Raw genomic sequence first — 24,417 nt, forward strand, 5'->3', positions numbered from 1 at the left:
GCTATCGAATACACATTCGAAGATGTCGCTCTTGGCGACAACACCCCTCATTCGAGTGACCTTCGCCAAGGATTGCCCGCCGCCGCCGAGGGGAGATCTTCAACGGGAGGCGGACCGCTCGGGGAAAACGGTCCGAAGGGGATGACCCTGGGAGCTCGGGGCTCCGGGTCAGCACAGGGGAGGACAGGCTCCGGCGCCGCATGGCGCCGGAGCCCTCCTCATGTCCACGGCACATCCGCCCCGCCCCCTCCCCTGCCACCGGAGATCGCCGTCTCGGGCGGCCAAGAGCCCCTCAGGTCATATGCCTCACGCGCAAGCCTCGCACGCGAACGGCCCGAGCGCTGCGATTCGGCGCACTGAATCTTGGATTCGACGGGATCCCGGACATGGACCCCAATACGTCACAACTTCCCCTCCCGCATCGGGAGTTGGCGGGCGATACGGACATCCGCCGACGCCGGCCGAACAGCGGCCGACGCAGGGTGTCGGAGGACGACGCCGGGCGGTCGAAATCGGTCGGCGCGAGTACCCGTGGCGGGCGACCGTGAGCTTGGCTGGTGGCCGTGGGCGTGACCGGTAGCCGTGGGCGTGACCGGTAGCCGTGGGCGTGACCGGTGGCATGTCCGCGCGGCAGAGCTCGGCGCCGTCGCCCGGCGTCAGCGATCCGTGCTCAGCGCTTGACGTTCAGCGCTTGACGTTCACTGCTTGGCGACGAACACGTGGGAGGCGACGTCCGCCTCCAGTTCCGCCGCCTCGCCGCCGCTGCCCACGAGGACACCGCCGGCCGCCTCCGTCACGCTCACCACGGACCCGGGCTGCACGCCCGCGCGCCGCAGCGTGTACATCAGCTGGGCGTCCGTCTGGATGGGCTCGCCGATCCGGCGCACGACGACGGTCTTGCCCTCCGTGCCCGGGTCGAGGTCCGCGAGCGACACCATGCCCTCGTCCAGGAAGGGGTCCGCGCCGTCCTTCTCACCCAGCTCCTCCAGGCCCGGGATCGGGTTGCCGTACGGCGACTCGGTGGGGTGGCGCAGCAGCTCCAGGACGCGGCGCTCGACCGCCTCGCTCATCACGTGCTCCCAGCGACACGCCTCCGCGTGCACCTGCTCCCACTCCAGGCCGATCACGTCGACGAGCAGGCACTCCGCGAGGCGGTGCTTGCGCATCACGCGCGTGGCCAGCCGCCGACCCTCCTCGGTGAGCTCCAGGTGGCGGTCCGCGGCGACGGACACCAGGCCGTCGCGCTCCATGCGCGCGACCGTCTGGCTCACCGTGGGGCCGCTCTGGTCCAGCCGCTCGGCGATCCGGGCGCGCATGGGGACCACACCTTCCTCCTCCAGCTCGAGGATGGTGCGGAGATACATCTCCGTCGTATCGATCAGTCCGGACATACGTGCCCCTCGAGAGATTCAGCCGGAGGCTTCGACGGCCACACCGGCTTGCTGCGCTGGCCCTGGACCCAATTCTTACGCATCCGACTGACAACCGGGTGATGGCGGGGGAACGACGGCGGTATGACTCCCGTCGGGTGGCCGATTTGTGACCTGGCGCCCCCTTTCTTTTCATCGGTGGGAGAGCTCGGGAGGTTTCGGTGGGGGCGGGTGCGGGTCGTACGTGGCCGGCCGCGCGGTTCCCCGCGCCCCTTTTACGGCACGGGTCGCACCCGGTTACAGCACGGGTCGCACCCGGTTACAGCACGGGTCGCACCCGGTTACAGCACGGGTCGCACCCGGGGTTCGCAAGGGGCGCGGAGAACTGCGCGACCAACCCCCGCGCGCCCGCAGCCGAAAAACGCACCGAGGAAAGCCCGCAGGTACCCTCCGGCCATATTGACACCCCAGTGGTCCAGACCTCTAACGTGATCCGCGACACTGCGGGCCGGCGAGAGGGCTGAGGGGTTCACACATGGACGACGGCACGCCGGGCGGGCGATTCCTCGACGCGGCCATCAGACTGCTGGAGCGCGTGCGGGACGAGGAGAGCGAGACGATCACCGCGGCCGGCGGGATGATCGCGGACACGGTCGCCGACGGAGGCCGGCTCTTCGCCTACGGCGCCGGCCACTCGTCCCTCCCCGCACAGGACCTCGTCTACCGCGCCGGGGGTCTGGCCCTGATGAACCTGCTGGCCGTCCCCGGCGCGGTCGGCGTCGACGTACAGCCCGCCACCCTCGGGTCGGCACTGGAGCGGATCGACGGACTGGCGACCGCCGTCCTCGACACCAGCCCCCTGCGCGCCGGGGACCTGCTCGTGGTGATCTCGCTCTCCGGCCGCAACGCGCTGCCCGTCGAGATGGCCGCGCACGCCCGGGAGCTGGGGGTGAAGGTCATCGGCGTGACCTCGGTCGCCTACGCCACGCAGACCACGTCGCGCCACTCCTCCGGCACCTTCCTCAAGGACCACTGCGACCTCGTCCTCGACTCGAAGATCGCGGTCGGCGACGCGGAGCTCACCCTCGAAAGCATCCCCGCGCCCTTCGCCCCGGCCTCCACCGTCGTCACGTCCGCCCTCCTCCAGTCGGTCATGGCCACCGCCGCCGCCTCCCTCGCGGACCGGGGCATCGAGCCGCCCCTGCTCCGCTCCGGGAACGTCGACGGCGGGCTCGACTGGAACGACCGGGTGATGCGGGAGTACGGAGACCGGATCTTCTACCTGCGCTGACTGCACCCCCGGGTTCGTGGGAACACTGAGAAGGGTGAGGAGGAAATCCGGCGTACAACGATTTCGTCCATATCTTGCGCGAAGCAGATGTGGGCTGGGTCACGTTCGAGTTGAATGATGACCAGTGAGCGAAACGACGCGCCGTACCAGCCGTACATGCGGACGCAACGGAGCCTGGAGGGGGTTCAGGTGAGTGCTTCCCGGCGTGGTGGGACCACCGACGAGCTCGGGCCCGACAAGCCCGAGCGGGACGGTCCGACGAACGAGGACACCGAGGACACCGAGGACATCGAGGGCACGGTGAACACCGAGGACACCGAAGGCACCGAGCGATCCATGGACGCCACGGACTCCGGTGGCTCGGATCTCCTAGCCGCCCTCCTCGACGGAATGGACGCGGCCCTGTGCGCCTTCGACGCCGACGGCGTCGTCACCCACTGGAACCGCGAGGCCGAACGCATCCTGGGCTGGAGCGCGGAGGAGGCCGTCGGGCGCCGCGGCTTCGCCGGGTGGGCCGTACGCACCGCCGACGCCGAGGAGGTCGAGGGGCGGCTGATGGCCGCCATGCACGCCTCCGGCCGGCAGGTGCACGAGTTCGCCCTGGTCACCAAGGACGGCGGACGCGTCCTCGTACGCACCCAGTCCGCCGCCGTACGCGGACCCGACGGCAAGCCCGCCGGCCTGTACTGCGCCTTCAGCGAGGTCCACGCGCAGATCGACCTCGAACGGTCCATCGCCCTCAGCGAGGCCCTCTTCGAGGACGCGTCCTGGGGCGTCGTCCTCGTCGACGCCGACCTGCGCCCCGCCGTCGTCAACGCGCACGCCGCCCGCTCCCTCGGCATCGGCCGTACGGCGGTCCTCGGACGCCCCCTCGGCGAACTGCTCGCCCAGGGCGTCGAGGAACTGGAGAGCGCCCTCACCCACGTACTCGCCGAGGGCGCCCCGCCCGCGCCCGCCGAGATCTGGGTCGGCGTCCGCACCCCCGACGGCGAGAAGCGCCGCTGCTGGCGCAGCGGCTTCCTCCGCCTCGCCTCACCGCTGGCCGAGGAACCGGTCCCCCTCGGCGTCGGCTGGCTCTTCCAGGACATCACCGAGTCCAAGCAGACCGAGCAGGAGGCCGCCCAGCTGCGCTTCCGCTTCAACCAGCTCCACCGGGCCGCGCGCGCCGCCGCCGAGTGCGAGGACCCCGGCGAGGCCGCGACCGTCCACCTCGACTTCGCCCTCGCCGGCTTCGCCGACCACGCGCTCATCGACCGCGTCGCCGGCGGCTCCCTCGCCGACGGCGAAGGGCCCGCCCGCCTCGTACGCGCCGCCGGCACCCCCACCGGCCAGCCCGGCCCCAGCCACCTCGCCGGCCACGCCGGCATCCCCGTCCGCTACGGCCCCGGCCACCCCGCCCTGCAGTGCGTGGAGCGCGGGGGCTCGGTCCGCGCCAGCGCCGGCACGGCACCCCCGGAAGCGGCCCGCATCTGGGCCACCGGCCGCCAGTGGCCCCCGGACACCGTCCACTCCCTCTGCGCCGTCCTCCGCAGCCGCGGCCGCACCCTCGGCGTCGTCACCTTCCTCCGCAACGCCGGCCGCACCCCCTTCGAACGCACCGACGCGCTCTACGCCGAGGACATCGCCGTACACATCGCATCGGCCCTGGACCTGGAGGCGCTGGAGAGGCCGGCGGAGTAGGCGAAGCGCGCAGCACGGCCTCGTGGGACGGCGAGCACCTCAGCGGCGGGAGAAAGGGCTCGCGTCCGCTCATCGGACCGGCGGAGAATCCCCACCATGGCGCTCATCCACCGAACCACCCTCAAGCCCACCAAGCTCGAACTCCTGGCCTCCTGGCTGCCCACCCGCCCCTGGTACGCCGGCGGCCCGGACGCCCCGGAACTGACCAAGGCCGGCGGCTTCCGTCTCGACGACCCGGAGGGCGAGGTCGGCATCGAGTTCATGGTCGCCACCGACACCTCCGGCCCCGCCCCGGTCCACTACCTGGCCCCCCTCACCTACCGGGGCGCCCCGCTTCCCGACGCCGAACACGCCCTCATCGGCACCATGGACCACGGCGTCCTGGGCAGGCGCTGGGCCTACGACGGCTGCCACGACCCGGTCCTGATCACGCAGCTCCTGGCCCTGCTCGAAGGCAAGGCCGAACCCCAGGCCCAGAGCCTCACCGACACCCCGGACCACGAGGTCACCCGCACCTACACCGGCGAGGGCGCGCTGTCCGTGGTCGCCCTCACCGCGACCGACACCCCTAAGGCCACCGAGCTCCCCCTCCACCCCGGCCCCACCGTCCTCCACCTGAACCGCGTCCTACGGCCCGGCCCTCTCGACCTGCCGGAGGGCGCGAAAGGCCACGTCACCGGGCACTGGACCCTTCCGGACGACACCCGGGTACACGGGGTCTTCGCCGTACTGTTCACGGGCCCAGACGGCCTTCATGAGGCCGAGTAGAGCCCCCAACTAGGGCTAGCTCCAGACATGGTTATCCGTTCGAAAAATCGGGATGATCCGCATGAATGAGTGCTTTTGCGGCGAGATCCGCATTGGCATGGCGCTAGATCGCTAACGTCTCGAAGACACGCCGAAAGGAGGTCACTCGCTCCTCGGCCACACGGTCGTCGAGTGACCAGCCTCAGTCATCACGATCTCATGATCAGGGAGGTGCCCCGATGACTACGTTCCCCGCAGGTGAGCAGACCCACCAGGCTGTGCTTCCTCAGCAGCCTGCTCTGGAATCCGTGGGAGCAGACACCCCTGGGAGCAGGGACGAAACGGCTCACGGACACCCCGTCGGCGCGCGGGGCACCGGCGGGATACATGGGCGAGGGGAGACCGGCGGGCACGACACCAGGGCCCATCGGCGTCACGCCAAGACCACTGCCCCGGCAGTGGAGGCGGCAGAGAACGGGGACGGTGACGTTCCCACACGAGGTGACGCGTACGCGGGTGGCGTCGGCGCGGGCAGGGTCTTTGTCCTTTCCAAGGACGGCAAGCCCCTCATGCCGTGCCATCCTTCCCGCGCCCGCGAACTCCTCGGGAAGGGGCGAGCCGTGGTCGCCCGGCAGGTTCCCTTCACCATCCGGCTCAAGGACCGCACACACGCCGAGTCCGAGGTCGACGGCCTTCAATTACGCATCGATCCGGCTCCAAAGGGACGGGCCTCGTTCTCACTGATGAGAAGAAGGAAATCGATGGAGCCGGGCGCACGGTCGTGGTCCGGCGCGGGCTGATCTCCGTCGAATTGCAGCACCGCGGCGACCAGATCCACAAGTGCATGCAGCAGCGTGCCGGGTACCGACATCGGCGGCGTTCCGCCAACTGCCGTTACCGGGCCTGCCGTTCACGGAACCGTGCCCTTACTCAGGGCGGGCTGCCACCATCGCTGCGGCACCGCGTCGACACCACTCTCTCCGTAGCAACCCGCATGTGCCGCTACGCGCCCATCACTGAGATTCACGTCGAAAGCGTCTCCTTCGACACCCACTCCATGAGTGCGGGCAGAACACTGCGTGGCATTGAGTATCAGCACGGCCCGCTCGCGGGCGCCAATGCCCGCGCTTATCTGCATGCGAAGTGGGGCAGTGCGTGTGCTTACTGTGACGCGACCGGCGTACCACTGAACATCGACCACCTGCGACCTCGCAGCCGGGGAGGTTCGGACCGCATCTCCAACCTCGTCCTCGCTTGCGCACCCGGCAACCAAGCCAAAGGAAGCCAAGCCGTCGACGCCTTTCTCACTCACCGGCCGGAACGCCTCGCCAAGATCCTCGAGCAGGTCAAAGCACGGCTACAGGACGCCGCCGCCATGAACAGCACCCGCTGGCGTCTGTTGAAGGATCTGCAGGCTCTTCGGAGACCTGTCCACCACTGGCTGGGCACCGAGACGCAAGAGAACCGCATCGCTGTCGGGCTGACCAAGACGCACACCCTCGATGCCCTCTGCGTCGGAGCACTTGATCACGAGGGCGGTGACACGGTCGTCCGGGTTGCTGATCCTGTCCTCGTCGCCAAAGCCACAGGACGCGGCTCGTACGCTCGCACCACGCCCGATCGGTTCGGATTCCCCCGGCTGAGGCGGCCTCGTACGAAGCAGCACTTCGGGTACATGACCGGTGATCTCGTGAGAGCCACAGTGCCTTCGGGGAGGTGGGCAGGCACCTGGACGGGGCGCATCTCTGTCCGGGCCATGGGTCAGCACAGCCTCACCACGCCGCAGGGTCGGTTCAACGTGAGGCACCGAAATCTGCAGCTGCTGCAGCGGGGCGACGGCTATAGCTACGCCAGGCGCGAGGAGATCGTGGAGTAACTCCTTCGGAAAATCGCTTGAGTGCCTCCAGGACGCTGCCTAGGGTTGTGACTACTTCAGAAGGGAGGTGGTTCGGCAGATGTATGCATACCGGACGGAAGAGGTGGCTGCGGGCTAGCAGCCCGTCACCATACTCAGTGCGGTGTCGGACCCGCGTGTGATCGGAGCACGCAGCCGGCCCAATCTCAAGCAGTCACCCGACCCGCAGACTCGCCGGTACGTCCGGCCGGCTTCTCCGCCCCCTGGGCGGAGGGACCCAGAGTCTGCGGGTCGCCTGCGTTTGCATGGGTGTAGGGGCGGGTTTTCCCCATGATCACACGCAGGTGACGCGGGGCACGCTCGAAAGCTCGTCAGCGGAGTATTGTCGGAGCATGCTTCCGATACTCGTTCGACGCCGGCACGTGGACTACGTGCGCGTCACGAGCACGGGCTGTCGGTCTTCCGTCTGACCTCGGAATCCGGAACCGGCCCTTCTTCTCTCGCGGACGCATCTCATGACGAACACCTCGACGGATCCGTCGTACCCGCAGTTGCCCATCATCGATCTCTCCGCCGCCGATCGCGGGCCCGGGGCGCGCGCGCTGTTGCACGCGCAGTTGCACAGCGCCGCGCATGACGTGGGGTTCTTCCAGCTCGTCGGGCATGGGGTGAGTGAGGAGGAGATCGGGCGGCTCACCAGCGCCATGCGGGAGTTCTTCGCGCTGCCCGAGAGCGAGCGGCTGGCCCTCGACAACGTCAACTCGCCGCACTTCCGGGGGTATACGCGGACCGGGGACGAGCGGACGGGCGGGAGTCGGGACTGGCGGGATCAGCTGGACATCGGGGCTGAGCGGCCGACGCGGACACCGGGGGCCGGCGAGCCTGCCTACTGGTGGTTGCAGGGGCCCAATCAGTGGCCCGGTTCACTGCCCGCGCTGCGGGACGCCGCCCTCGCGTGGATCGATCGGCTCAGTTCGGTGGCGCAGCGGTTGCTGCGCGAGTTGCTGGTCTCCATCGGGGCGCCTGCCGATTTCTACGACCCGATCTTCGGGGAGCGGGCGCATCCGCATCTGAAGCTGGTGCGGTATCCCGGGAGTGCGGGGGATGGGGGCGATCAGGGGGTGGGGGCCCACAAGGACTACGAGTTTCTGACCTTGTTGTTGCAGGACGAGGTCGGTGGGCTTCAGGTGGAGCGGGCGGACGGGGTGTTCCATGCGGTGCCGCCGATTCCGGGGGCGTTCGTGGTCAACCTCGGGGAGTTGCTGGAGGTGGCGACCAACGGGTATCTCGTCGCCACCCATCACCGGGTCGTGAGTCCGCCCGGGGCCACCGAGCGGTTCTCCGTGCCGTTCTTCTACAACCCGCGGCTCGACGCCCGGGTCGAGCCGCTCGTCTTTCCGTACGCCTCCACCGCGCCCGGGGTCACCGATGATCCGGGGAATCCGCTGTTCGCCGAGTACGGGTTCAATGAGCTGAAGGGGAAGCTGCGGGCGCATCCGCTGGTTGCCGAGCGGCATCACGCGGGGCTGCTCAGCCCCGCGTGACCGCCGCCGGGGACGGCTGGCGCGCGATGTCGCCGGGAGCGGCTAGCGCGCGATGTCGCCGTAGCCCTCGATGTCCCTCGGGTCGCGCGGGCCGGGGCCGATGTAGCGGGCCGAGGGGCGGACGAGGCGGCCGGTGCGCTTCTGTTCGAGGATGTGGGCGGACCAGCCGGCCGTGCGGGCGCAGGTGAACATGGACGTGAACATGTGGGCCGGGACCTCGGCGAAGTCGAGGACGATCGCGGCCCAGAATTCGACGTTCGTGGCGAGGACGCGGTCGGGGCGGCGGGCGTGGAGTTCGGCCAGGGCGGCTTTCTCCAGGGCTTCCGCCACCTCGAAGCGGGGGGCGCCGAGGTCGCGGGCGGTGCGGCGGAGGACTCGGGCGCGGGGGTCCTCGGCGCGGTAGACGCGGTGGCCGAAGCCCATGAGGCGTTCGCCCTTGTCGAGGGCCCGCTTCACATAGGCGTCGGCGTCGCCCGTGCGTTCGATCTCCTCGATCATGCCGAGGACGCGGGAGGGGGCGCCGCCGTGGAGGGGGCCGGACATGGCTCCTACGGCGCCGGAGAGGGCCGCTGCCACGTCCGCGCCGGTGGACGCGATGACCCGTGCCGTGAAGGTGGACGCGTTCATGCCGTGTTCGGCGGCGCTCGTCCAGTACGCGTCGACCGCCGCCACGTGCTTGGGGTCGGGCTCGCCGCGCCAGCGGATCATGAACCGTTCGACGACGGACTGGGCCTTGTCGATCTCGCGCTGCGGGACCATGGGCAGGCCCTGGCCGCGGGCGGACTGGGCGACGTAGGAGAGTGCCATGACGGCGGCGCGGGCCAGGTCGGCGCGGGCCTGCTGCTCGTCGATGTCCAGGAGCGGTTTGAGGCCCCAGACCGGGGCGAGCATGGCCAGCGCGGACTGGACGTCCACGCGGATGTCGCCCGAGTGGACGGGGATGGGGAACGGCTCGGCGGGCGGCAGGCCGGGGCGGAAGGCGCCGTCGACGAGGAGGCCCCAGACGTTGCCGAAGGAGACGTGGCCGACCAGGTCCTCGATGTCGACGCCGCGGTACCGGAGTGCGCCGCCTTCCTTGTCCGGTTCGGCGATCTCCGTCTCGAACGCGATGACTCCTTCGAGTCCGGGTACGAAGTCGGACATCAGGCGGCTCCTCTTGATGTGTGCGACAGGGGGCGACCGGCGGGGGCGGCGGATGCGAGGCCCCACCGGAATGTTCCAGCACCTTACGCCTGAGTGCCAGGTTTGGGGAGGGCGCGCGGCACTCAGTGCCACCAGCCTTCCGGTCGGCCGTCGATACGGCAAGATGACCGCGTGAACGATCCCGGCCTGGAACCCGTGCCCGACCCCGCTCTCATGCGCAAGCAGTACCGTGCCGAAGGGCTCGACGAGAGCGAGCTGGCCGGTGATCCGATGGAACAGTTCGGGCGGTGGTTCTGGCAGGCCGCGCAGGAGGGGGCGGTCTACGAGCCGAACGCCATGGTGGTGTCGACGGCGGACGCCGAGGGGCGCCCCGGTTCTCGTACGGTGCTGATGAAGGCGTACGACGCGCAGGGCTTCGTCTTCTACACCAACTACGACTCCCGCAAGGCCCGTGACCTGGCGGAGAACCCGCATGTCTCGCTGCTCTTCCCGTGGCACGCGCTCGCCCGGCAGGTGATCGTGACGGGTACGGCGCGGCGGACCGGGCGGGACGAGACGGCGGCGTACTTCCGGACCCGGCCGCATGGTTCGCAGCTCGGCGCGTGGGCCAGCGCGCAGTCCTTGGTGATCTCCTCGCGGGCCGAACTGGACGCCGCGTACGAGGAGTTGCACACCCGCTATCCGGAGGGTGAGCAGGTGCCGGTGCCGCCGAACTGGGGTGGTTTCCGGGTGGCGCCGCGGAGTGTGGAGTTCTGGCAGGGGCGGTGGAACCGGCTGCACGACCGGCTGCGGTACGTGGCGGAGCCGGACGGGTCGTGGCGGGTGGAGCGGCTGAGTCCGTGATTCGGTGGAACGGCTCGGTCCGTGACTCGGAGGAGCGGCTCGGTCCGTGACTCGGTGGAACGGCTCGGTCCGTAACTCGGAGGAACGGCTCGGTCCATGACTCGGAGGAACGGCTGAGTCCGTGACCTCGGCGGGGCGGCTGTGTCCGTAGGGACCGGTCGGTCAGCCGAGTACGTCGTCCAGCAGCGCCGCCCACTGGGCCACCACCTTCGCGCGGCGGCCCGTGTCGTCGGTGAGGAGGTTGGCGAGGCCGAGGCCCCGGGCCATGTCAAGGAGGCCCTGGACGGATTCGCGGACGCCGGGGACGGTCTCGTCGGCGCGGAGGAGGTCGACGGCGATGCGGTGGGTCTCGCGGCCGACGCGGGCTTCCAGTTCGGTGACGCGGGGGCGGAGCTGGTCCTCGTTGGAGGCGGCGACCCAGAGGTGGAGGGCGGCGCGGAAGAGGGGGCCGGTGTAGAGGTCGACGATGGCGGCGACGACGGCCCGGCGGTCGGCGGGGCCCTCGGGGAAGAGGGCGCGCAGGGCGAGGGAGCGCTCCTCGGCGACGTATTCGACGGCGGCGGTGAACAGGTCCTCGCGGGTGCGGAAGTGGTGTTGCGCGGCGCCCCGGGAGACGCCGGCGCGTTCGGCGACGACGGAGACGGTGGAGCCGGCCCAGCCGTGTTCGGCGAGGCAGGACACGGCGGCTTCCAGGAGGCGTTTGCGGGTGACCCGGCTGCGGTCCTGTTTGGGGCCCCGGTCGGCCACCGTGCCGGTGTCCTCGGTCGTGTCGTCCGCCGTGTTCACAACACCCATCCCGGTTCCCGTCTTTCGAGGAAGGCCGTCATGCCCTCGCGGGCGTCGGCGGAGGCGAACAGCCGGGACGAAATCCGGGTCAGTTCGCCCGCGTCCAGGTCGAAGTTCTCCAGCACCTTAGCCGTGAGCAGGTGTTTCGTCTCCGCCAGGGCCCGCGGGGAAGCGCGGCGCAGTCCGTCGAGGATGGGTTCGAGCAGGTCGTCGACGTCGGCGCCGGCGGTGGTGAGGAGGCCGATGCGGGCGGCTTCGGCGGAGTCGAACCTCTCGCCGGTGAGGGAGTAGCGGGCGAGGGCGCGGGGGTCGGTGCGGGGGCGGAGGGTGAGGGTGATGACGGCGGGGGCGACGCCGATGCGGACCTCGGTGAGGGCGAAGGTGGCCTCGGGTCCGGCGGCGGCGATGTCGCAGGCGCCGAGCAGGCCGAGGCCGCCCGCCCGGACGTGTCCGGTGACGCGGGCGACGACGGGTTTGGGCAGTTCGAGGAGCCGGCGGAGGAGATCGACGAGGGCTTGCGGGTCGGGTGGGTCACGCAGGTCGGCGCCGGCGCAGAAGGTGTTTCCGGTGTGGGTGAGGACGACGGCCCGTACGGTGTCGTCCTTGCCGCACCGGTCGAGGGTGTCGTGGAGTTCGGCGACGAGGGCGGCGGAGAGGGCGTTGCGGTTGGCCGGGGAGTCGAGGGTGAGGGTGGTGACGCCCCGGTGGTGGGCGTGCTGGATCAGGTCGGTCACAGGCGCTCCCTGAGTTCGCGGCGGAGTATCTTCCCGGACGCCGCGCGGGGCACCTCGGCGACGAAGGTGACGTGGCGGACGCGTTTGTAGGGGGCGACGCGTTCGGCGACGTACATCATGACCTCGCCCTCGGAGAGTTCGGGCGCCGTGGGCCGGCGGGCGACGAAGGCGTGCGGGACCTCGTTGCCGTCGTCGTTGTAGTGGCCGATGACGGCGGCGTCGGCGATGCCGGGGTGGGTGACGAGGAGGGCTTCGAGTTCGGCGGGGGCGACCTGGAAGCCCTTGTACTTGATCAGTTCCTTGACCCGGTCGACGACGTACAGCCAGCCGTCGGCGTCGGTGTGGCCGACGTCGCCGGTGAAGAGCCAGCCGTCGGCGTCGATCATGTCGGCGGTGGCCTCGGGGCGGCCCAGGTAACCCTTCATGACCTGGGGGCCGCGGATGACGATCTCGCCCTGTTCGCCGACGCCGACGTCCTTGCCGGGGTCGGCGAGGGAGACGATCCGCATCTCGGTGCCGGCGATGAGCTTGCCGACGGTGCCGGGGGGCGCGGTGGCGGCCTGGGTGAGGGGGACCAGGTGGGAGCAGGGGGAGAGTTCGGTCATGCCGTAGCCCTGGACGACGGGCGGCAGGCCGAGGCGGGCGGAGCAGGCGGCGGCGAGCTTCGCGTCGAGGGGTGCGGCGGCGGAGAGGATGTGCCGGACCGTCGAGAGGTCGTAGCGCTCGGCGGCCGGGTGCTTGGCGAGGGCGAGGACGATCGGCGGGGCGACGTAGAGGTGTGTGATGCGGTACTTGGCGATGGCCGCGAGGTAGACCTCCAGGTCGAAGCGGGGCAGGACGACGACCGTGGCGCCGAGCCGCAGCGGGGCGTTCATCAGGGCAGTGAGCCCGTAGATGTGGAAGAACGGGAGTACGGCGAGGATGCGGTCGCCGGGGGCGGCCGGCATGACCGGTTCGAGCTGGGCGAGGTTGGTGGCGATGGACCGGTGGGTGAGCATGACGCCCTTGGGGACGCCGGTCGTGCCGGAGGAGTACGGGAGGGCCGCCAGGTCCGTCACCGGGTCGATGTCGACGGCGGGTTCGGGCGCGGCGGAGGCGAGCATGTCGATCAGCGAACGGTGGCCGGGGGCGCTGTCGCAGACGAAGATCTCCCGTATGCCGCCGACACGTTCGGCGGCGGCGCGGGCGGTCTCGAGGAGGGGTGAGACCGTGACGATCCAGGTCGCCCCCGAGTCCCGCAGTTGTGTGGCCAGCTCGCCCGGGGTGGCCAGCGGGTGCACGGTGGTGACCGTGGCGCCCGCGCGCGTGGCCGCGTAGAACGCGGTCGGGTAGGCGATCGTGTTGGGGCTGTGCAGGGCGAGAACGTCTCCCTTGCGGACGCCCGCCTCGGCGAACGCGGCCGCGAGACGCCGGTGGAAGCGGTCCACCTGTTCGTAGGTGAGGGTCGTGCCGTCGACGCCGTCGATCAGCGCGGGCAGGTCGCCGAACTCGGCGGCGCGGCCCAGGACGACGTCGTGGATGGGGAGTTCGAGGGGCGGGACGTCTGCGTACTCGCTGCGGAACATGGTTCCTCCTCGCGTGCCGGCTCGTACGGCCGCGTTCGACGGCTCAGTACGACTTCGGCAGGCCCAGGGTCTGGTGGGAGACGTAGTTGAGAATCATCTCCCGGCTCACCGGTGCGATACGAGACACGCGGGCGGCCGTTATCAGCGAGGCGAGACCGAACTCGTGGGTCAGGCCGTTGCCGCCGAGGGTGTGCACGGCCTGGTCGACGGCCTTCACGCAGGCCTCCCCCGCCGCGTACTTGGCCATGTTGGCGGCCTCGCCCGCCGCCGCGTCGTCGCCCGCGTCGTAGAGGTGGGCCGCCTTCTGCATCATCAGGCGGGCCAGTTCGAGTTCGATGTGCGACTGGGCGAGGGGGTGGGCGATCGCCTGGTGGGCGCCGATGGGCTGCCGCCATACGGTGCGGTCGCGGGCGTAGTCGACGGCCTTGGCGAGGGCGTACCTGGCCATGCCGATCGCGAAGGCGGCCGTCATGATCCGCTCGGGGTTGAGGCCGGCGAAGAGCTGGAGGAGACCGGCGTTCTCGTCGCCGACCAGGGCGTCCGCGGGAAGCCGGATGTCGTCGAAGGAGAGCTCGAACTGCTTCTCGGCGGCGCGGAGTTCCATGTCGATCTGGCGGTACTCGAAGCCGGGGGTGTCCGTGGGGACGATGAAGAGGCAGGGCTTGAGGCTGCCGGTGCGGGCGTCTTCGGTGCGGCCGACGATGAGGACGGCGTCCGCCCTGTCGACGCCGGAGATGAAGACCTTGCGGCCGGTGAGCAGCCAGTCGCCTCCGTCGCGTCGGGCCGTGGTGGTGATGCGGTGGCTGTTGGAGCCGGCGTCGGGTTCGGTGATGCCGAAGGCCATGAGGCGGGTGCCGTCGGCTATGCCGGGGAGCCAGGCCTGTTTCTGGGCTTCCGTGCCGAAGCGGGCGATCACCGTGCCGCAGATCGCCGGGGAGACCACGAGCATGAGGAGGGGGCAGCCCGCGGTGCCGAGTTCTTCGAGGACGATGGAGAGTTCGGCTATGCCGCCGCCTCCGCCTCCGTACTCCTCGGGGAGGTTGACGCCGAGGTAGCCGAGTTTGGCTGCCTCGGACCAGAGTTCGTCGGGGTGGCGGCCCTCTTTGTCGACCGTGGCTATGTATGCACGGCCGTAGCGCTTTCCGAGGGCGGAGACGGCGGCTCGTAGGGCCTTGTGTTCTTCGGATTCCAGGACGGGGGTCATGGGGGCTCCTGAGGGGAGGGTGCGTCTGCCGTTGGGAGGTGCGGGTGGGTTGTGGCTGGTCGTGCCCGCGCGGCGGAGCCGCATATCGATACGGCCCGCGCCCCTAGCGGAGTTCGGCTTGCACTACGGCCAAAAGGGCGCCCATCTCGACCTGTTGGCCGACCGTCGCGTGCAGGGCGGTCAGCGTGCCCGTCGTCGGGGCCGTGATCTTGTGTTCCATCTTCATCGCCTCCAGCCAGAGGAGGGGTTGGCCGGCCTGTACGGCTGCGCCCGGCTTCAGGCCCTCCGCCACGCGGACGACCGTGCCCGGCATGGGGGCCAGCAGAGAGCCCGGGGTCTGTTGGGTGGTGGGGTCGGGGAAGCGGGGGAGGGCGGTGAGGTGGGTGGTGTTGACGTAGCGGTGGGGGCCGTGGCGTGCCACCTCGAACTTCCGTCGTACGCCGTCCACTTCGAGGACGACGAGGTGGGCGTCGGCGTGGACGACCGTCACTCCGTCGGCCTCCGGGCCGGTGCGGGTGTGGCGGTACGTCGCCTCGTGTTCCTCGGCCGCCCTCGCGTAGCGCCTGGTCCGTGGCTGTGAGGGCACGTTGCGCCAGCCGCCGAAGCGCGGGTCGCCTTCGGTGGCGGCGTCGGCGAGGGCGGCGGCCAAGGGGGCGTACGGGTCCGGAGTGGGGCTGGTCAGGTCGGCGAGGTGGCGGTCGTAGAAGCCCGTGTCCATGCGGGCCGTCGTGAACTCCTCGTGGCGCAGGGAGCGGACCAGGAGGTCGCGGTTGGTGGTCGGGCCGTGGAGGGTGGCCCGGTCCAGGGCGGCGGCCAGGCGGCGGATCGCCTCCGCCCGGGTGGGGGCGTGGGCGATGACCTTGGCGAGCATGGGGTCGTAGTGGACGCCGATGTCGTCGCCGTCGGCGTAGCCGGTGTCCAGGCGGACCCCCCGAGAGACGTCCTCGGGGAGGGCGAGGCGGTGCAGCGTGCCGGTCTGCGGGGTCCAGTGCCGCGCCGGGTCCTCGGCGTACAGGCGGGCCTCGACCGCGTGGCCACGCGCGCGCGGGGGATCGGCCGGGAGGGCGTGGCCCTCGGCGACGCGGATCTGTTCGGCGACGAGGTCGAGGCCGAAGACGGCCTCGGTCACCGGGTGTTCGACCTGGAGGCGGGTGTTCATCTCCAGGAAGTGGGCCTTGCCGTCGGCGACGAGGAACTCCACCGTGCCCGCGCCGACGTAGGAGACGGCTCGGGCGGCGCGGACGGCCAGCGTGTGGAGTTCGTCGTTGAGTTCTGCGGAGAGGGCGGGGGCCGGGGCCTCCTCGACGACCTTCTGGTGGCGGCGTTGGAGGGAGCAGTCGCGGGTGCCGAGGGGCCAGATCGTGCCGTGGGTGTCGGCGAGGATCTGGACCTCGACGTGCCGGCCGTTCTCCACGTACGGCTCGACGAAGATCTCGCCGTCACCGAAGGCGCTCGCGGCCTCGGCGCGGGCGCTCTCCAGGGCGGCGTCCAGATCGTCGAGCCGGCGTACGACGCGCATGCCTCGTCCGCCGCCGCCGGCCGCCGCCTTCACCAGGACCGGCAGGTCGTTCTCGGTGACCTCGGTGAGGGGTTCGACGCCCATCAGTTCCTTGGCGCGTGTCTTGGACGCCATCGCCTCGACGGCTTCGGGCGGCGGTCCGATCCACACCAGGCCCGCGTCGAGGACCTGGCGGGCGAAGTCGGCGTTCTCGGAGAGGAATCCGTAGCCGGGGTGGACCGCGTCGGCGTCGGCCGCGAGGGCGGCCTTCACGATCAGGTCGCCGCGCAGGTAGGTGTCCGCGGGGGCCGCGCCCGGCAGCCGTACGGCCCTGTCGGCCACGCGTGAGTGAAGGGCGTGCTCGTCGGCGTCGGAGTGCACGGCGACCGTCTGGATTCCCAGCTCACGGCAGGTGCGGAAGATCCGGCAGGCGATCTCGCCCCGGTTGGCGACGAGAACAGAAGTGATCACTGATGTCACTGGTGTCAATGGTGGTTCCTCACGTTCCTTACATCCGGAAGACGCCGAAGCCACCGCGTGCGCCCTCGTAGGGCGCCGTGTGGATCGCGGACAGGCACAGGCCGAGGACGGTGCGGGTGTCGCGGGGGTCGATGACCCCGTCGTCGTAGAGCCGCCCCGACAGGAACATCGGCAGGGACTCGGACTCGATCTGCTGCTCCACCATCGCGCGCAGCGCGGCGTCCGCGTCCTCGTCGTACGGCTGCCCCTTCGCCGCCGCCGACTGGCGGGCGACGATCGAGAGCACGCCCGCCAGCTGCTGCGGGCCCATCACCGCCGACTTGGCGCTGGGCCAGGCGAAGAGGAAGCGGGGGTCGTAGGCCCGGCCGCACATGCCGTAGTGACCGGCGCCGTAGGAGGCGCCCATCAGGACGGAGAGATGGGGGACCTTCGAATTGCCGACCGCGTTGATCATCATCGCGCCGTGTTTGATGATGCCGCCCTGCTCGTACTCCCTGCCGACCATGTAGCCGGTGGTGTTGTGGAGGAAGAGGAGGGGGATGTCGCGCTGGTTGGCGAGCTGGATGAACTGGGCCGCCTTCTGCGACTCCTCGCTGAAGAGGACCCCTTGGGCGTTGGCGAGGATGCCGACCGGGTAGCCGTGGAGGCTCGCCCAGCCGGTGGCGAGGCTGGTGCCGTAGAGGGGCTTGAACTCGTCGAAGTCGGAGGCGTCGACGATCCGGGCGATCACCTCGCGGGGGTCGAAGGGCACCTTCAGATCGCCGGGGACGATCCCCAGCAGTTCCTCCGGGTCGTACTTCGGGGGCGCGGCCGGGGCCGGATCGGCGTACGCCTTGCGGTGGTTGAGGCGGGCGACGACACGGCGGGCCTGGCGGAGGGCGTCCTGCTCGTCGACGGCGAAGTGGTCCGCGAGGCCCGACACGCGCGCGTGCATCTCGGCGCCGCCCAGCGACTCGTCGTCGCTCTCCTCGCCGGTGGCCATCTTCACGAGCGGCGGCCCGCCGAGGAACACCTTCGCCCGCTCCTTGACCATGATCACGTGGTCGGACATCCCGGGGATGTAGGCCCCGCCGGCGGTGGAGTTGCCGAAGACGACGGCGATGGTGGGGATGCCGGCGGCGGAGAGCCGGGTGAGGTCGCGGAAGATCGCGCCCCCGGGGATGAAGATCTCCTTCTGGGACGGCAGGTCCGCGCCGCCGGACTCCACCAGGCTGATGCAGGGCAGGCGGTTGGCGAGCGCGATGTCGTTCGCCCGCAGGGCCTTCTTCAGGCTCCACGGGTTGCTCGCGCCGCCGCGTACGGTCGGGTCGTTCGCGGTGATCAGGCACTCGACGCCCTCGACGGTCCCGATGCCGGTGACAAGGGAGGCCCCGACCGTGTACTCGCTGCCCCAGGCGGCGAGCGGGGACAGTTCGAGGAAGGGCGTGTCGGGGTCCAGCAGCAGTTCGATGCGCTCGCGGGCGAGCAGCTTTCCACGCTTCCGGTGCCGGGCGATGTACTTCTCGCCGCCGCCCGCGAGGGCCTTCGCGTGCTCGGCGTCGACTTCGGCGAGCCGGGCGAGCATGGCCTCGCGGTTCGCGGTGTGGTCGGGGGCGCCCGGGTCGAGGGCGGAGCTGAGGACAGTCAAAGGAGGCTCTCCGGTATGTCCAGGTGACGGGAGCGCAGCCATTCGCCGAGGGCCTTGGCCTGGGGGTCGAAGCGGGCTTGCGAGGCGACGCCCTCGCCGAGGATGCCGACGATCTCGAAGTTGAGGGCGCGGAGGTTGGGCAGGACGTGCCGGACGACGGTCAGGTCGGCTGTCTCCGGGAGGAGTTCGCGCAGGCGGTCGGTGGTGAGGGTGTGTGCCAGCCACCGCCAGGCGTCGTCCGTACGGGCCCAGAGGCCGATGTTGGCGTCGCCTCCCTTGTCGCCGCTGCGGGCTCCGGCGACGAGGCCGAGGGGCGCGCGCCGCAGCGGTCCGGGGGGCAGCGGCTCCGGGAGGGGCGGCTCGTCGACCGGTCGCGGTACGAGGGTGTCGTCGGCCGGGGGCACGGGGAGCCGGCGGCCGTCGTGGAGGACCGCCGTGTGCGGGACGGTGCCCCGGTCGACGTAGGCCGCCTCGAACACCCCGTAGGGCGCGCCCTTTCCCGGTGGGGCCAGGACGTGGAAGCCGGGGTAGCTCGCGAGGGCCAGCTCCACGGCGGCTGCGCCGAGGGTGCGGCCGACGGCGTTCTGGTCGGGGTCACGGACGACGACCCGGAGGAGGGCGCTGGCGGTCTCCTCGGTGCGGGCGTCGGGGTGGTCGGTCCGCGCCAGCTCCCAGTCCACGTGCTCCGGGCGGTACTTGGCGGCGGCGAGGGCGGTCTCCAGCTGGTCGCGGACGAGGGCGGCCTTGCGCTCGATCTCCAGGCCGGTCAGGACGAAGGTGACCTCGTTGCGGAACCCGCCGAGGCGGTTGAGCCCGACCTTGAGGGTGGGGGGCGGGGCCTCGCCGCGGACGCCCTCGACGCGGACGCGGTCGGGGCCGTCCTGGGTGAGCCTGATCGTGTCGAGGCGGGCGGTGACGTCGGGGCCCGCGTACCGGGCGCCGCCCGTCTCGTAGAGGAGCTGGGCGGTGACCGTGCCGACGTCGACGAGGCCGCCGGTGCCGGGGTGCTTGGTGATGACGGCCGTTCCGTCGGCGTGGAGTTCGGCGAGGGGGAAGCCGGGGTGCCGGAGGCCGGCCGGGCCCGGCGCACGGGCCCCGTGGAGGTCGTGGGCCCCGTGCGCCCCGTGGACCTCGTGGAAGAAGGCGTAGTTGCCGCCGGTGGCCTGGGCCCCGCACTCCAGCACGTGCCCGGCGACGACGGCGCCCGCGAGGCGGTCGTACTCCCCCGGGCCCCAGCCGAAGTGGGCGGCAGCGGGCCCGGTGACCAGGGCCGCGTCCGTCACCCGGCCGGTGACCACGATGTCGGCGCCCTCCCGCAGACAGGCCGCGATCCCGAAGCCGCCGAGGTAGGCGTGGGCGGCGAGGCTGCCGGGGTGGAGCGCGGTGAGGTCGTCGCCCTCGACATGGGCGACGCGGACGGGGATACCAAGCCGGTCCGCCAACTCCCTTACGGCGTCGGCGAGTCCGGCGGGGTTGAGGCCGCCCGCGTTGGCGACGATCCGCACGCCGCGCTCGTGAGCGAGGCCGAGGCACTCCTCCAGCTGGCGGAGGAACGTGCGCGCGTACCCGGCGGTGCGGTCGGTGGGGTTCTTCAGGCGGTCGCGACCGAGGATGAGCATGGTCAGCTCGGCGAGGTAGTCGCCGGTGAGGACGTCGAGTTCGCCGCCGGTGAGCATCTCGCGCATCGCGTCGAAGCGGTCGCCGTAGAAGCCGGAGGCGTTGCCTATGCGGAGGGGGGCCGCCGTCATCGGGAGACCCGCTTGGCTCCCGCAGCCGCTTCGACTCCCTCGGCCTTTTCTGCTCCCGCAGCCTTTTCGGCCCCCTCGACTGCTTCGGCGCCGTCGACCGCTTCGGCTCCCTCGGGTGCGCGTCCCGGCCCGGGTGGGCCGGCGAAGGCCTGGGCGATGTCCAGCCAGCGGTCGGCGTCGGAACCCTCGGCGTGGAGGGCGAGGTCGGCGCGGTGGGCGCGCTGGGTGACCAGGAGGCAGAAGTCGAGGGCGGGGCCGCTGACGCGGTCGGTCGCGTCCTCGGGGCCGTAGGTCCACAACTCGCCGGCGGGGCTGGTGAGTTCGACGCGGAACTCCTCGAAGGGCGGGGTGAGTCCGTGCACGCCGAAGGCGAAGTCACGGGTGCGGATACCGAGTCGGGTGATGTGCCGGAGCCGGTCGCCGGGGGCGATCCGGGGGACGCCCAGGGCGTCGGCGACGTCCAGCCCGTGGGCCCAGGTCTCCATGAGGCGGGCGGTGGCCATGGAGGCGGTGGACATGGGCGGGCCGTACCAGGGGAACCGCGCGCCCTCGGGTGCCGCGCGCAGGGCACCCTCCAGGGCCTCGCGCCCGGCCCGCCAGTCCGCGAGCAGCCGCGCGGGCGGCTTCCCGGCCCCTTCCTCCGCGCCACTGTCCACGAAGTCCCCGGGCGAGGTCAGCGCGCTCTCGACCTCACGGGCGAAGGCGTCCTGGTCGGTCACCGCCAGCACCGAGGAGTGGTCGGTCCAGGCGAGATGGGCGATCTGGTGGGCGACGGTCCAGCCGGGGGCGGGCGTCGCAAGCGCCCACCGTTCCGGGCTCAGCTCGGCCACGAGCAGGTCGAGTGCCTCGCTCTCGGCACGGAGATCGTCGATGACGGGCGTGGGGTCGGCCATGGGGGGAGCATGGCAGCGGAATCATAAACAAGCAAGCGTGCTTGGATTTTTTTGGCGGCGAAACGAGGGCGACCTCCGGGGCCATCCACCAAGACCTCAGCGACGCCAGCGTAAGCTCCAAAATTGATTACGGACCTGACTTAGTCCATTGCTTTGAACTATCCAGTCCCTCATACTGAACGAAGCACGCCACCACCCCCTCCCTCTCCCCGCTCCCCGCTCCCCGCTCCCCGCTCTTCCTGGACGGCCCCCGTGACACTCCCCAGCGCTGACCAGTCCGCGCCCGCCGCCGCGACGGCGCCATCGACCGGCCTCACCTCCGGCGGCTCCCGCGCCCCCCGTCGCCCGGGTTCCCTCGGGCCGGTGGGGCTGGTGCTGGCCGGTGGGATATCCGTGCAGTTCGGCGGGGCGTTGGCGGTGACACTGATGCCGCGGACCGGGGCGCTCGGGGTGGTGACGCTGCGGCTCGCGGTGGCCGCGCTGGTGATGCTGGTGGTGTGCCGCCCCCGACTGCGCGGGCACTCGCGCACCGACTGGGGCACGGTGATCGTCTTCGGCGTCACCATGGCCGCGATGAACGGCCTCTTCTACCAGGCCCTCGCCCGCATCCCCCTCGGCCTCGCCGTGACCCTGGAAGTGCTCGGCCCACTGGCGCTCTCCGTCCTCGCGTCCCGCCGAGCGGTGAACGTGGTCTGGGCCGGGCTGGCGCTCTGCGGCGTGTTCCTCCTCGGAGGAGGCGGAGGCTTCGCCGACCTCGACCCGCTCGGCGTCGCCTTCGCCCTCGCCGCCGGGCTGATGTGGGCCCTGTACATCGTCTTCAGCGCGCGCACGGGGAGGCGGTTCCCGCAGGCCGACGGGCTGGCGCTGGCCATGGCCGTCGCGGCGGTGCTGTTCCTGCCGCTGGGGATCGTCGAATCGGGGGCGCGGCTCGTCGACCCGACGACGCTCGCCCTGGGCGCCGCCGTCGCCGTACTGTCCTCCGTCCTCCCCTACACCCTCGAACTCCTCGCCCTGCGCCGCCTGCCCGCCTCCACCTTCGCGGTCCTCATGAGCCTGGAGCCCGCGATCGCCGCCACCGCCGGCTTCCTGATCCTCGACCAGGCCCTCTCCGCCCTCGAAGCCCTCGCGATCGCGCTGGTCATCGGGGCGAGCATGGGGGCGGTGCGGACGCAGGCGGGGCGGGGGAAGATGGAGGTTCCGGGGTAATCGGGGCGACCGGGGCGACCGGAGCGACCGGGGCGAGGACAGTCCGGACCTCGCCCCGGGCCCCTGCCCGTGATCGCGTCAGCTCACCACGCCGCCCGGCACGAAGTGGACCGGGATGTACTGGTCGTACAGCCGCTCGTTCGTCGCCGTGAAGTCGGCGCGGGTGACGATGGCGCAGCGTACGGTCTCGCCGCACACCTTGCCGTCCGCGATCTCGGGCCGGAGGTTCAGCGTCGTACGGAACCTGCCGCCCTTCTCGTACGGGAGGGTGATGCCCGGCGTCCCCGTCCCCGTGTCGGTGATCCGGCGCGACGACCCGTCCTGCGCGTCACGGCCGGGCAGACAGGGGCCGGGGAGTGTGGTGTACGTCGAGGGGTCGCCGACCCTGACTCCGTCCGGGATCACGCAGAAGGCGAGGAAGATGCCCTGCGCGCGGTTGTATCCGGCGCCCTTGACGTTGACGGTGCCGCCGGTGGCGGGCAGGACGACGGGGCCGGCTTTCAGCCGCAGCCGGAAGGTGTCGCCGTCGGCGGTGGTGACGGTCCGCTGGGCCTTGCCGGTCAACGGAGTCGCGGCAGCCGTTCCCGCCAGCGGAACCACGGCGGCGAGCCCGGCGGCGATGACGGCGAGCGCGCCGCGCAGCAGGTTCCTGGGCCTCGGGGTGGGGGGTGTCATGAGGCGGAGGCCATCCCTTTCACTTATGTATTACTTGAGATCTGAAGTTCTTGATCCCATGCCTAAAACACGACTGGCCAGTAGGCAACGCCGACCAAAGCCCTTCACACTTCACCCACCGGACCGCCACAGCGGTGAGCCTGGGGTCCGTGGCCCATGGGTCGTACAGGTCACTCAGGCGTGAACTCGTACTCCAACTCGTAGAGATGGCCCGCCTTCACCATGACCGTCGCCTCGATGGGACGTTCATCGTCGCTGTAGACGACGCGAAGGGTACGCAGCACTGGCAGGCTGCCGGGAAGGTTCAGCGCCTGGTACTGGTCCTGGGTGGGAATCCTCGCGGAGACGCGGTCCACACTGCGCCGGGGTGGATAACCCAGGTCCGCGAGAAGGGTGGGAGTGCCGCCCCTGATCTTGCGACGATCCATCATCGCCGTATCTCGGACGATGTCCAACGGGTAGTACGACCGCACAAGTTCAGCGGGCTCGTCGTCGATGAGGAGCAGCTGGCAGCGGAGCAGCGCCAAGCCGCCCTCAGGTAGACCGAGGGCCGCACGGATGTCGGCGGGCGGACGGCACTCGACCACATCCAGCAAGTCACTGCGGGCACTCGTGCCGTGCTTGGCCGCTTCGGTGAGCCAGCGGTAGGGCTCCCCGGGCACCGCAGGTGCCATGAATGCGGCGGGCCGCATCGTGCGCTGGCGGTGTTCCCGGACGGTGACCGCGGCTCCGGCCCGCCCCACCACCAGGCCCTCGCCCTTGAGGAGTTGGAGTGCCTTCTGCACGGTGGCGTTCGAGGCGTCGAAGCGGGTCTTGAGGTGGGTGGTGGAGGGCAGCTTGGATCCGGGCGGGAGTTCGCCGCTCATGATGTCGTCGCGCAGGTCGGCCGCGATGCGCTCATGGAAGGAGCGGCGGTCGGAGGCGTCGGGTTCGGCCTTGGGCATCGTCATCCGACTCCGTTGTCGATCGCGATCTCGTAGCGCAGTCGCTGGCGCCTCGCCGGCATCACCATGCGGTCGACCTGGATCGGGCGGTCGTCGCGGTCGAGGGTGACCCTGGTCAGCCGGAGCACCGGTTCTCCCGGCGCGGTCCGGAGGGTCTCCCGCTCCTCGTCGTCCGGGAGGTCGGCTGTCACGTCCTCGCGAACGAGGCTGGCGACATGGCCCAGTTGGGCGAGCAACGTGACCGCACCGCCGGGAATCTTGGCGGTTCCGGCGAGACGGGTGCCGCGGGCGATGCCGACCGGATAGTAGGTGTCGGTCAGTTCGTTCGGCTGGTCGTCGAGGAGGATCAGGCGGCGGCGTACGACGACCGGCTCACCCTCGGCCAGCCCGAACAGCCCCGCAACCTCGGCGGGCGCCGCCACCTCACCGGCGTACAGAATCCGCTGGGTGCCCCGGCGCCCCTGGGCCGCCGCGTCCGCGCCCCAGGCATCGCCCTGCCCCTTCTCCCGCGGCGTCAGATACGGCATCGAGGTGCTGACCCAGCTGTTCGCGCTCACGGAGCCTCCCGGACGACCGACTTCTCT

At 71.0% G+C, this 24,417-nt stretch carries 19 protein-coding genes and 1 pseudogene; 7 read left to right on the forward strand and 13 right to left on the reverse strand.

The features are described 5' to 3' along the window. Positions 1-698 precede the first annotated feature (698 nt). On the reverse strand, positions 699-1,391 hold the full coding sequence (locus OG272_RS22510; protein WP_316727666.1) for a metal-dependent transcriptional regulator: 693 nt from the start codon (positions 1,389-1,391) through the stop codon (positions 699-701). Positions 1,392-1,905: 514 nt separating this feature from the next. Between OG272_RS22510 and OG272_RS22515 the strand changes: the two genes are divergently transcribed. The 5 genes and pseudogenes from OG272_RS22515 to OG272_RS22535 all read left to right on the forward strand — a co-directional run bounded on the left by OG272_RS22515 (position 1,906) and on the right by OG272_RS22535 (position 8,487). After that, the gene (locus tag OG272_RS22515) at positions 1,906-2,661 is read left to right on the forward strand and encodes an SIS domain-containing protein (protein WP_327729092.1); all 756 of its coding nucleotides are present in this window, start codon (positions 1,906-1,908) and stop codon (positions 2,659-2,661) included. Positions 2,662-2,850: 189 nt separating this feature from the next. Then, positions 2,851-4,341: a PAS domain-containing protein gene (locus tag OG272_RS22520; RefSeq protein WP_405894628.1), complete on the forward strand. Its 1,491-nt coding sequence runs from the start codon at positions 2,851-2,853 to the stop codon at positions 4,339-4,341. 96 nt (positions 4,342-4,437) lie between these two features. Then, a complete protein-coding gene (locus tag OG272_RS22525; protein WP_405894630.1) occupies positions 4,438-5,109 on the forward strand; it encodes a maltokinase N-terminal cap-like domain-containing protein in 672 nt (223 codons plus the stop codon). Between the two features lie 548 nt (positions 5,110-5,657). Further along, a pseudogene (gene iscB, locus OG272_RS22530) lies at positions 5,658-6,964 on the forward strand (RNA-guided endonuclease IscB). A gap of 494 nt (positions 6,965-7,458) precedes the next feature. Further along, the gene (locus tag OG272_RS22535; RefSeq protein WP_327729088.1) at positions 7,459-8,487 is read left to right on the forward strand and encodes a 2-oxoglutarate and iron-dependent oxygenase domain-containing protein; all 1,029 of its coding nucleotides are present in this window, start codon (positions 7,459-7,461) and stop codon (positions 8,485-8,487) included. Between the two features lie 42 nt (positions 8,488-8,529). Here OG272_RS22535 and OG272_RS22540 read toward each other — a convergent pair whose 3' ends face one another. After that, positions 8,530-9,630 carry a citrate synthase 2 gene (locus tag OG272_RS22540; protein ID WP_327729087.1) on the reverse strand — a complete coding sequence of 367 codons (1,101 nt, stop codon included), beginning with the start codon at positions 9,628-9,630 and terminating at the stop codon, positions 8,530-8,532. A gap of 213 nt (positions 9,631-9,843) precedes the next feature. Here OG272_RS22540 and pdxH point away from each other — a divergent pair, with 213 nt between their 5' ends. Then, on the forward strand, positions 9,844-10,473 hold the full coding sequence (pdxH, locus tag OG272_RS22545; RefSeq protein WP_327732202.1) for a pyridoxamine 5'-phosphate oxidase: 630 nt from the start codon (positions 9,844-9,846) through the stop codon (positions 10,471-10,473). A gap of 162 nt (positions 10,474-10,635) precedes the next feature. Here the strand turns inward: pdxH and OG272_RS22550 are convergent, their stop codons facing one another. From OG272_RS22550 to OG272_RS22585, 8 genes are all read right to left on the reverse strand, one after another. Continuing rightward, positions 10,636-11,268, reverse strand: coding sequence for a TetR/AcrR family transcriptional regulator (locus tag OG272_RS22550; RefSeq protein ID WP_326581959.1), 633 nt, complete (start codon positions 11,266-11,268; stop codon positions 10,636-10,638). After that, positions 11,256-11,993, reverse strand: a complete 738-nt coding sequence (locus tag OG272_RS22555) for an enoyl-CoA hydratase family protein (RefSeq protein ID WP_327729086.1) — start codon at positions 11,991-11,993, stop codon at positions 11,256-11,258. The genes OG272_RS22550 and OG272_RS22555 overlap by 13 nt, the downstream gene beginning before the upstream one ends. Continuing rightward, positions 11,990-13,558, reverse strand: coding sequence for a 4-coumarate--CoA ligase family protein (locus OG272_RS22560; RefSeq protein ID WP_405894633.1), 1,569 nt, complete (start codon positions 13,556-13,558; stop codon positions 11,990-11,992). Before OG272_RS22560 ends, OG272_RS22555 begins: the two co-directional genes overlap by 4 nt. Before the next feature lie 43 nt (positions 13,559-13,601). Continuing rightward, a complete protein-coding gene (locus OG272_RS22565; protein WP_327729084.1) occupies positions 13,602-14,762 on the reverse strand; it encodes an acyl-CoA dehydrogenase family protein in 1,161 nt (386 codons plus the stop codon). Positions 14,763-14,865: 103 nt separating this feature from the next. After that, positions 14,866-16,731 carry a biotin carboxylase N-terminal domain-containing protein gene (locus tag OG272_RS22570; protein WP_328224710.1) on the reverse strand — a complete coding sequence of 622 codons (1,866 nt, stop codon included), beginning with the start codon at positions 16,729-16,731 and terminating at the stop codon, positions 14,866-14,868. A gap of 37 nt (positions 16,732-16,768) precedes the next feature. After that, positions 16,769-18,367, reverse strand: coding sequence for a carboxyl transferase domain-containing protein (locus OG272_RS22575; protein WP_327729082.1), 1,599 nt, complete (start codon positions 18,365-18,367; stop codon positions 16,769-16,771). Continuing rightward, entirely contained in the window at positions 18,364-20,115 is a 1,752-nt protein-coding gene (locus tag OG272_RS22580) for an acyclic terpene utilization AtuA family protein (RefSeq protein WP_405894634.1), read from the reverse strand. Before OG272_RS22580 ends, OG272_RS22575 begins: the two co-directional genes overlap by 4 nt. Continuing rightward, a complete protein-coding gene (locus OG272_RS22585; protein WP_405894635.1) occupies positions 20,112-21,008 on the reverse strand; it encodes a TIGR03084 family metal-binding protein in 897 nt (298 codons plus the stop codon). The genes OG272_RS22580 and OG272_RS22585 overlap by 4 nt, the downstream gene beginning before the upstream one ends. A 252-nt stretch (positions 21,009-21,260) precedes the next feature. Here OG272_RS22585 and OG272_RS22590 point away from each other — a divergent pair, with 252 nt between their 5' ends. Beyond that, the gene (locus OG272_RS22590; protein ID WP_405894637.1) at positions 21,261-22,214 is read left to right on the forward strand and encodes an EamA family transporter; all 954 of its coding nucleotides are present in this window, start codon (positions 21,261-21,263) and stop codon (positions 22,212-22,214) included. Positions 22,215-22,292: 78 nt separating this feature from the next. Here OG272_RS22590 and OG272_RS22595 read toward each other — a convergent pair whose 3' ends face one another. The 3 genes from OG272_RS22595 to OG272_RS22605 all read right to left on the reverse strand — a co-directional run bounded on the left by OG272_RS22595 (position 22,293) and on the right by OG272_RS22605 (position 24,390). After that, positions 22,293-22,889 (reverse strand): hypothetical protein, encoded by a 597-nt coding sequence (locus OG272_RS22595; protein ID WP_327729078.1) that lies wholly within the window; start codon positions 22,887-22,889, stop codon positions 22,293-22,295. Positions 22,890-23,059: 170 nt separating this feature from the next. Continuing rightward, complete coding sequence (locus OG272_RS22600; protein WP_328223413.1) at positions 23,060-23,839, reverse strand: GntR family transcriptional regulator; 780 nt, start codon at positions 23,837-23,839, stop codon at positions 23,060-23,062. Further along, positions 23,836-24,390 carry a UTRA domain-containing protein gene (locus tag OG272_RS22605; RefSeq protein ID WP_328223414.1) on the reverse strand — a complete coding sequence of 185 codons (555 nt, stop codon included), beginning with the start codon at positions 24,388-24,390 and terminating at the stop codon, positions 23,836-23,838. Before OG272_RS22605 ends, OG272_RS22600 begins: the two co-directional genes overlap by 4 nt. Positions 24,391-24,417: the final 27 nt, after the last annotated feature.

Origin of the sequence: Streptomyces sp. NBC_00104 (assembly GCF_045160825.1) — a bacterium.
Lineage (GTDB): Bacteria > Actinomycetota > Actinomycetes > Streptomycetales > Streptomycetaceae > Streptomyces.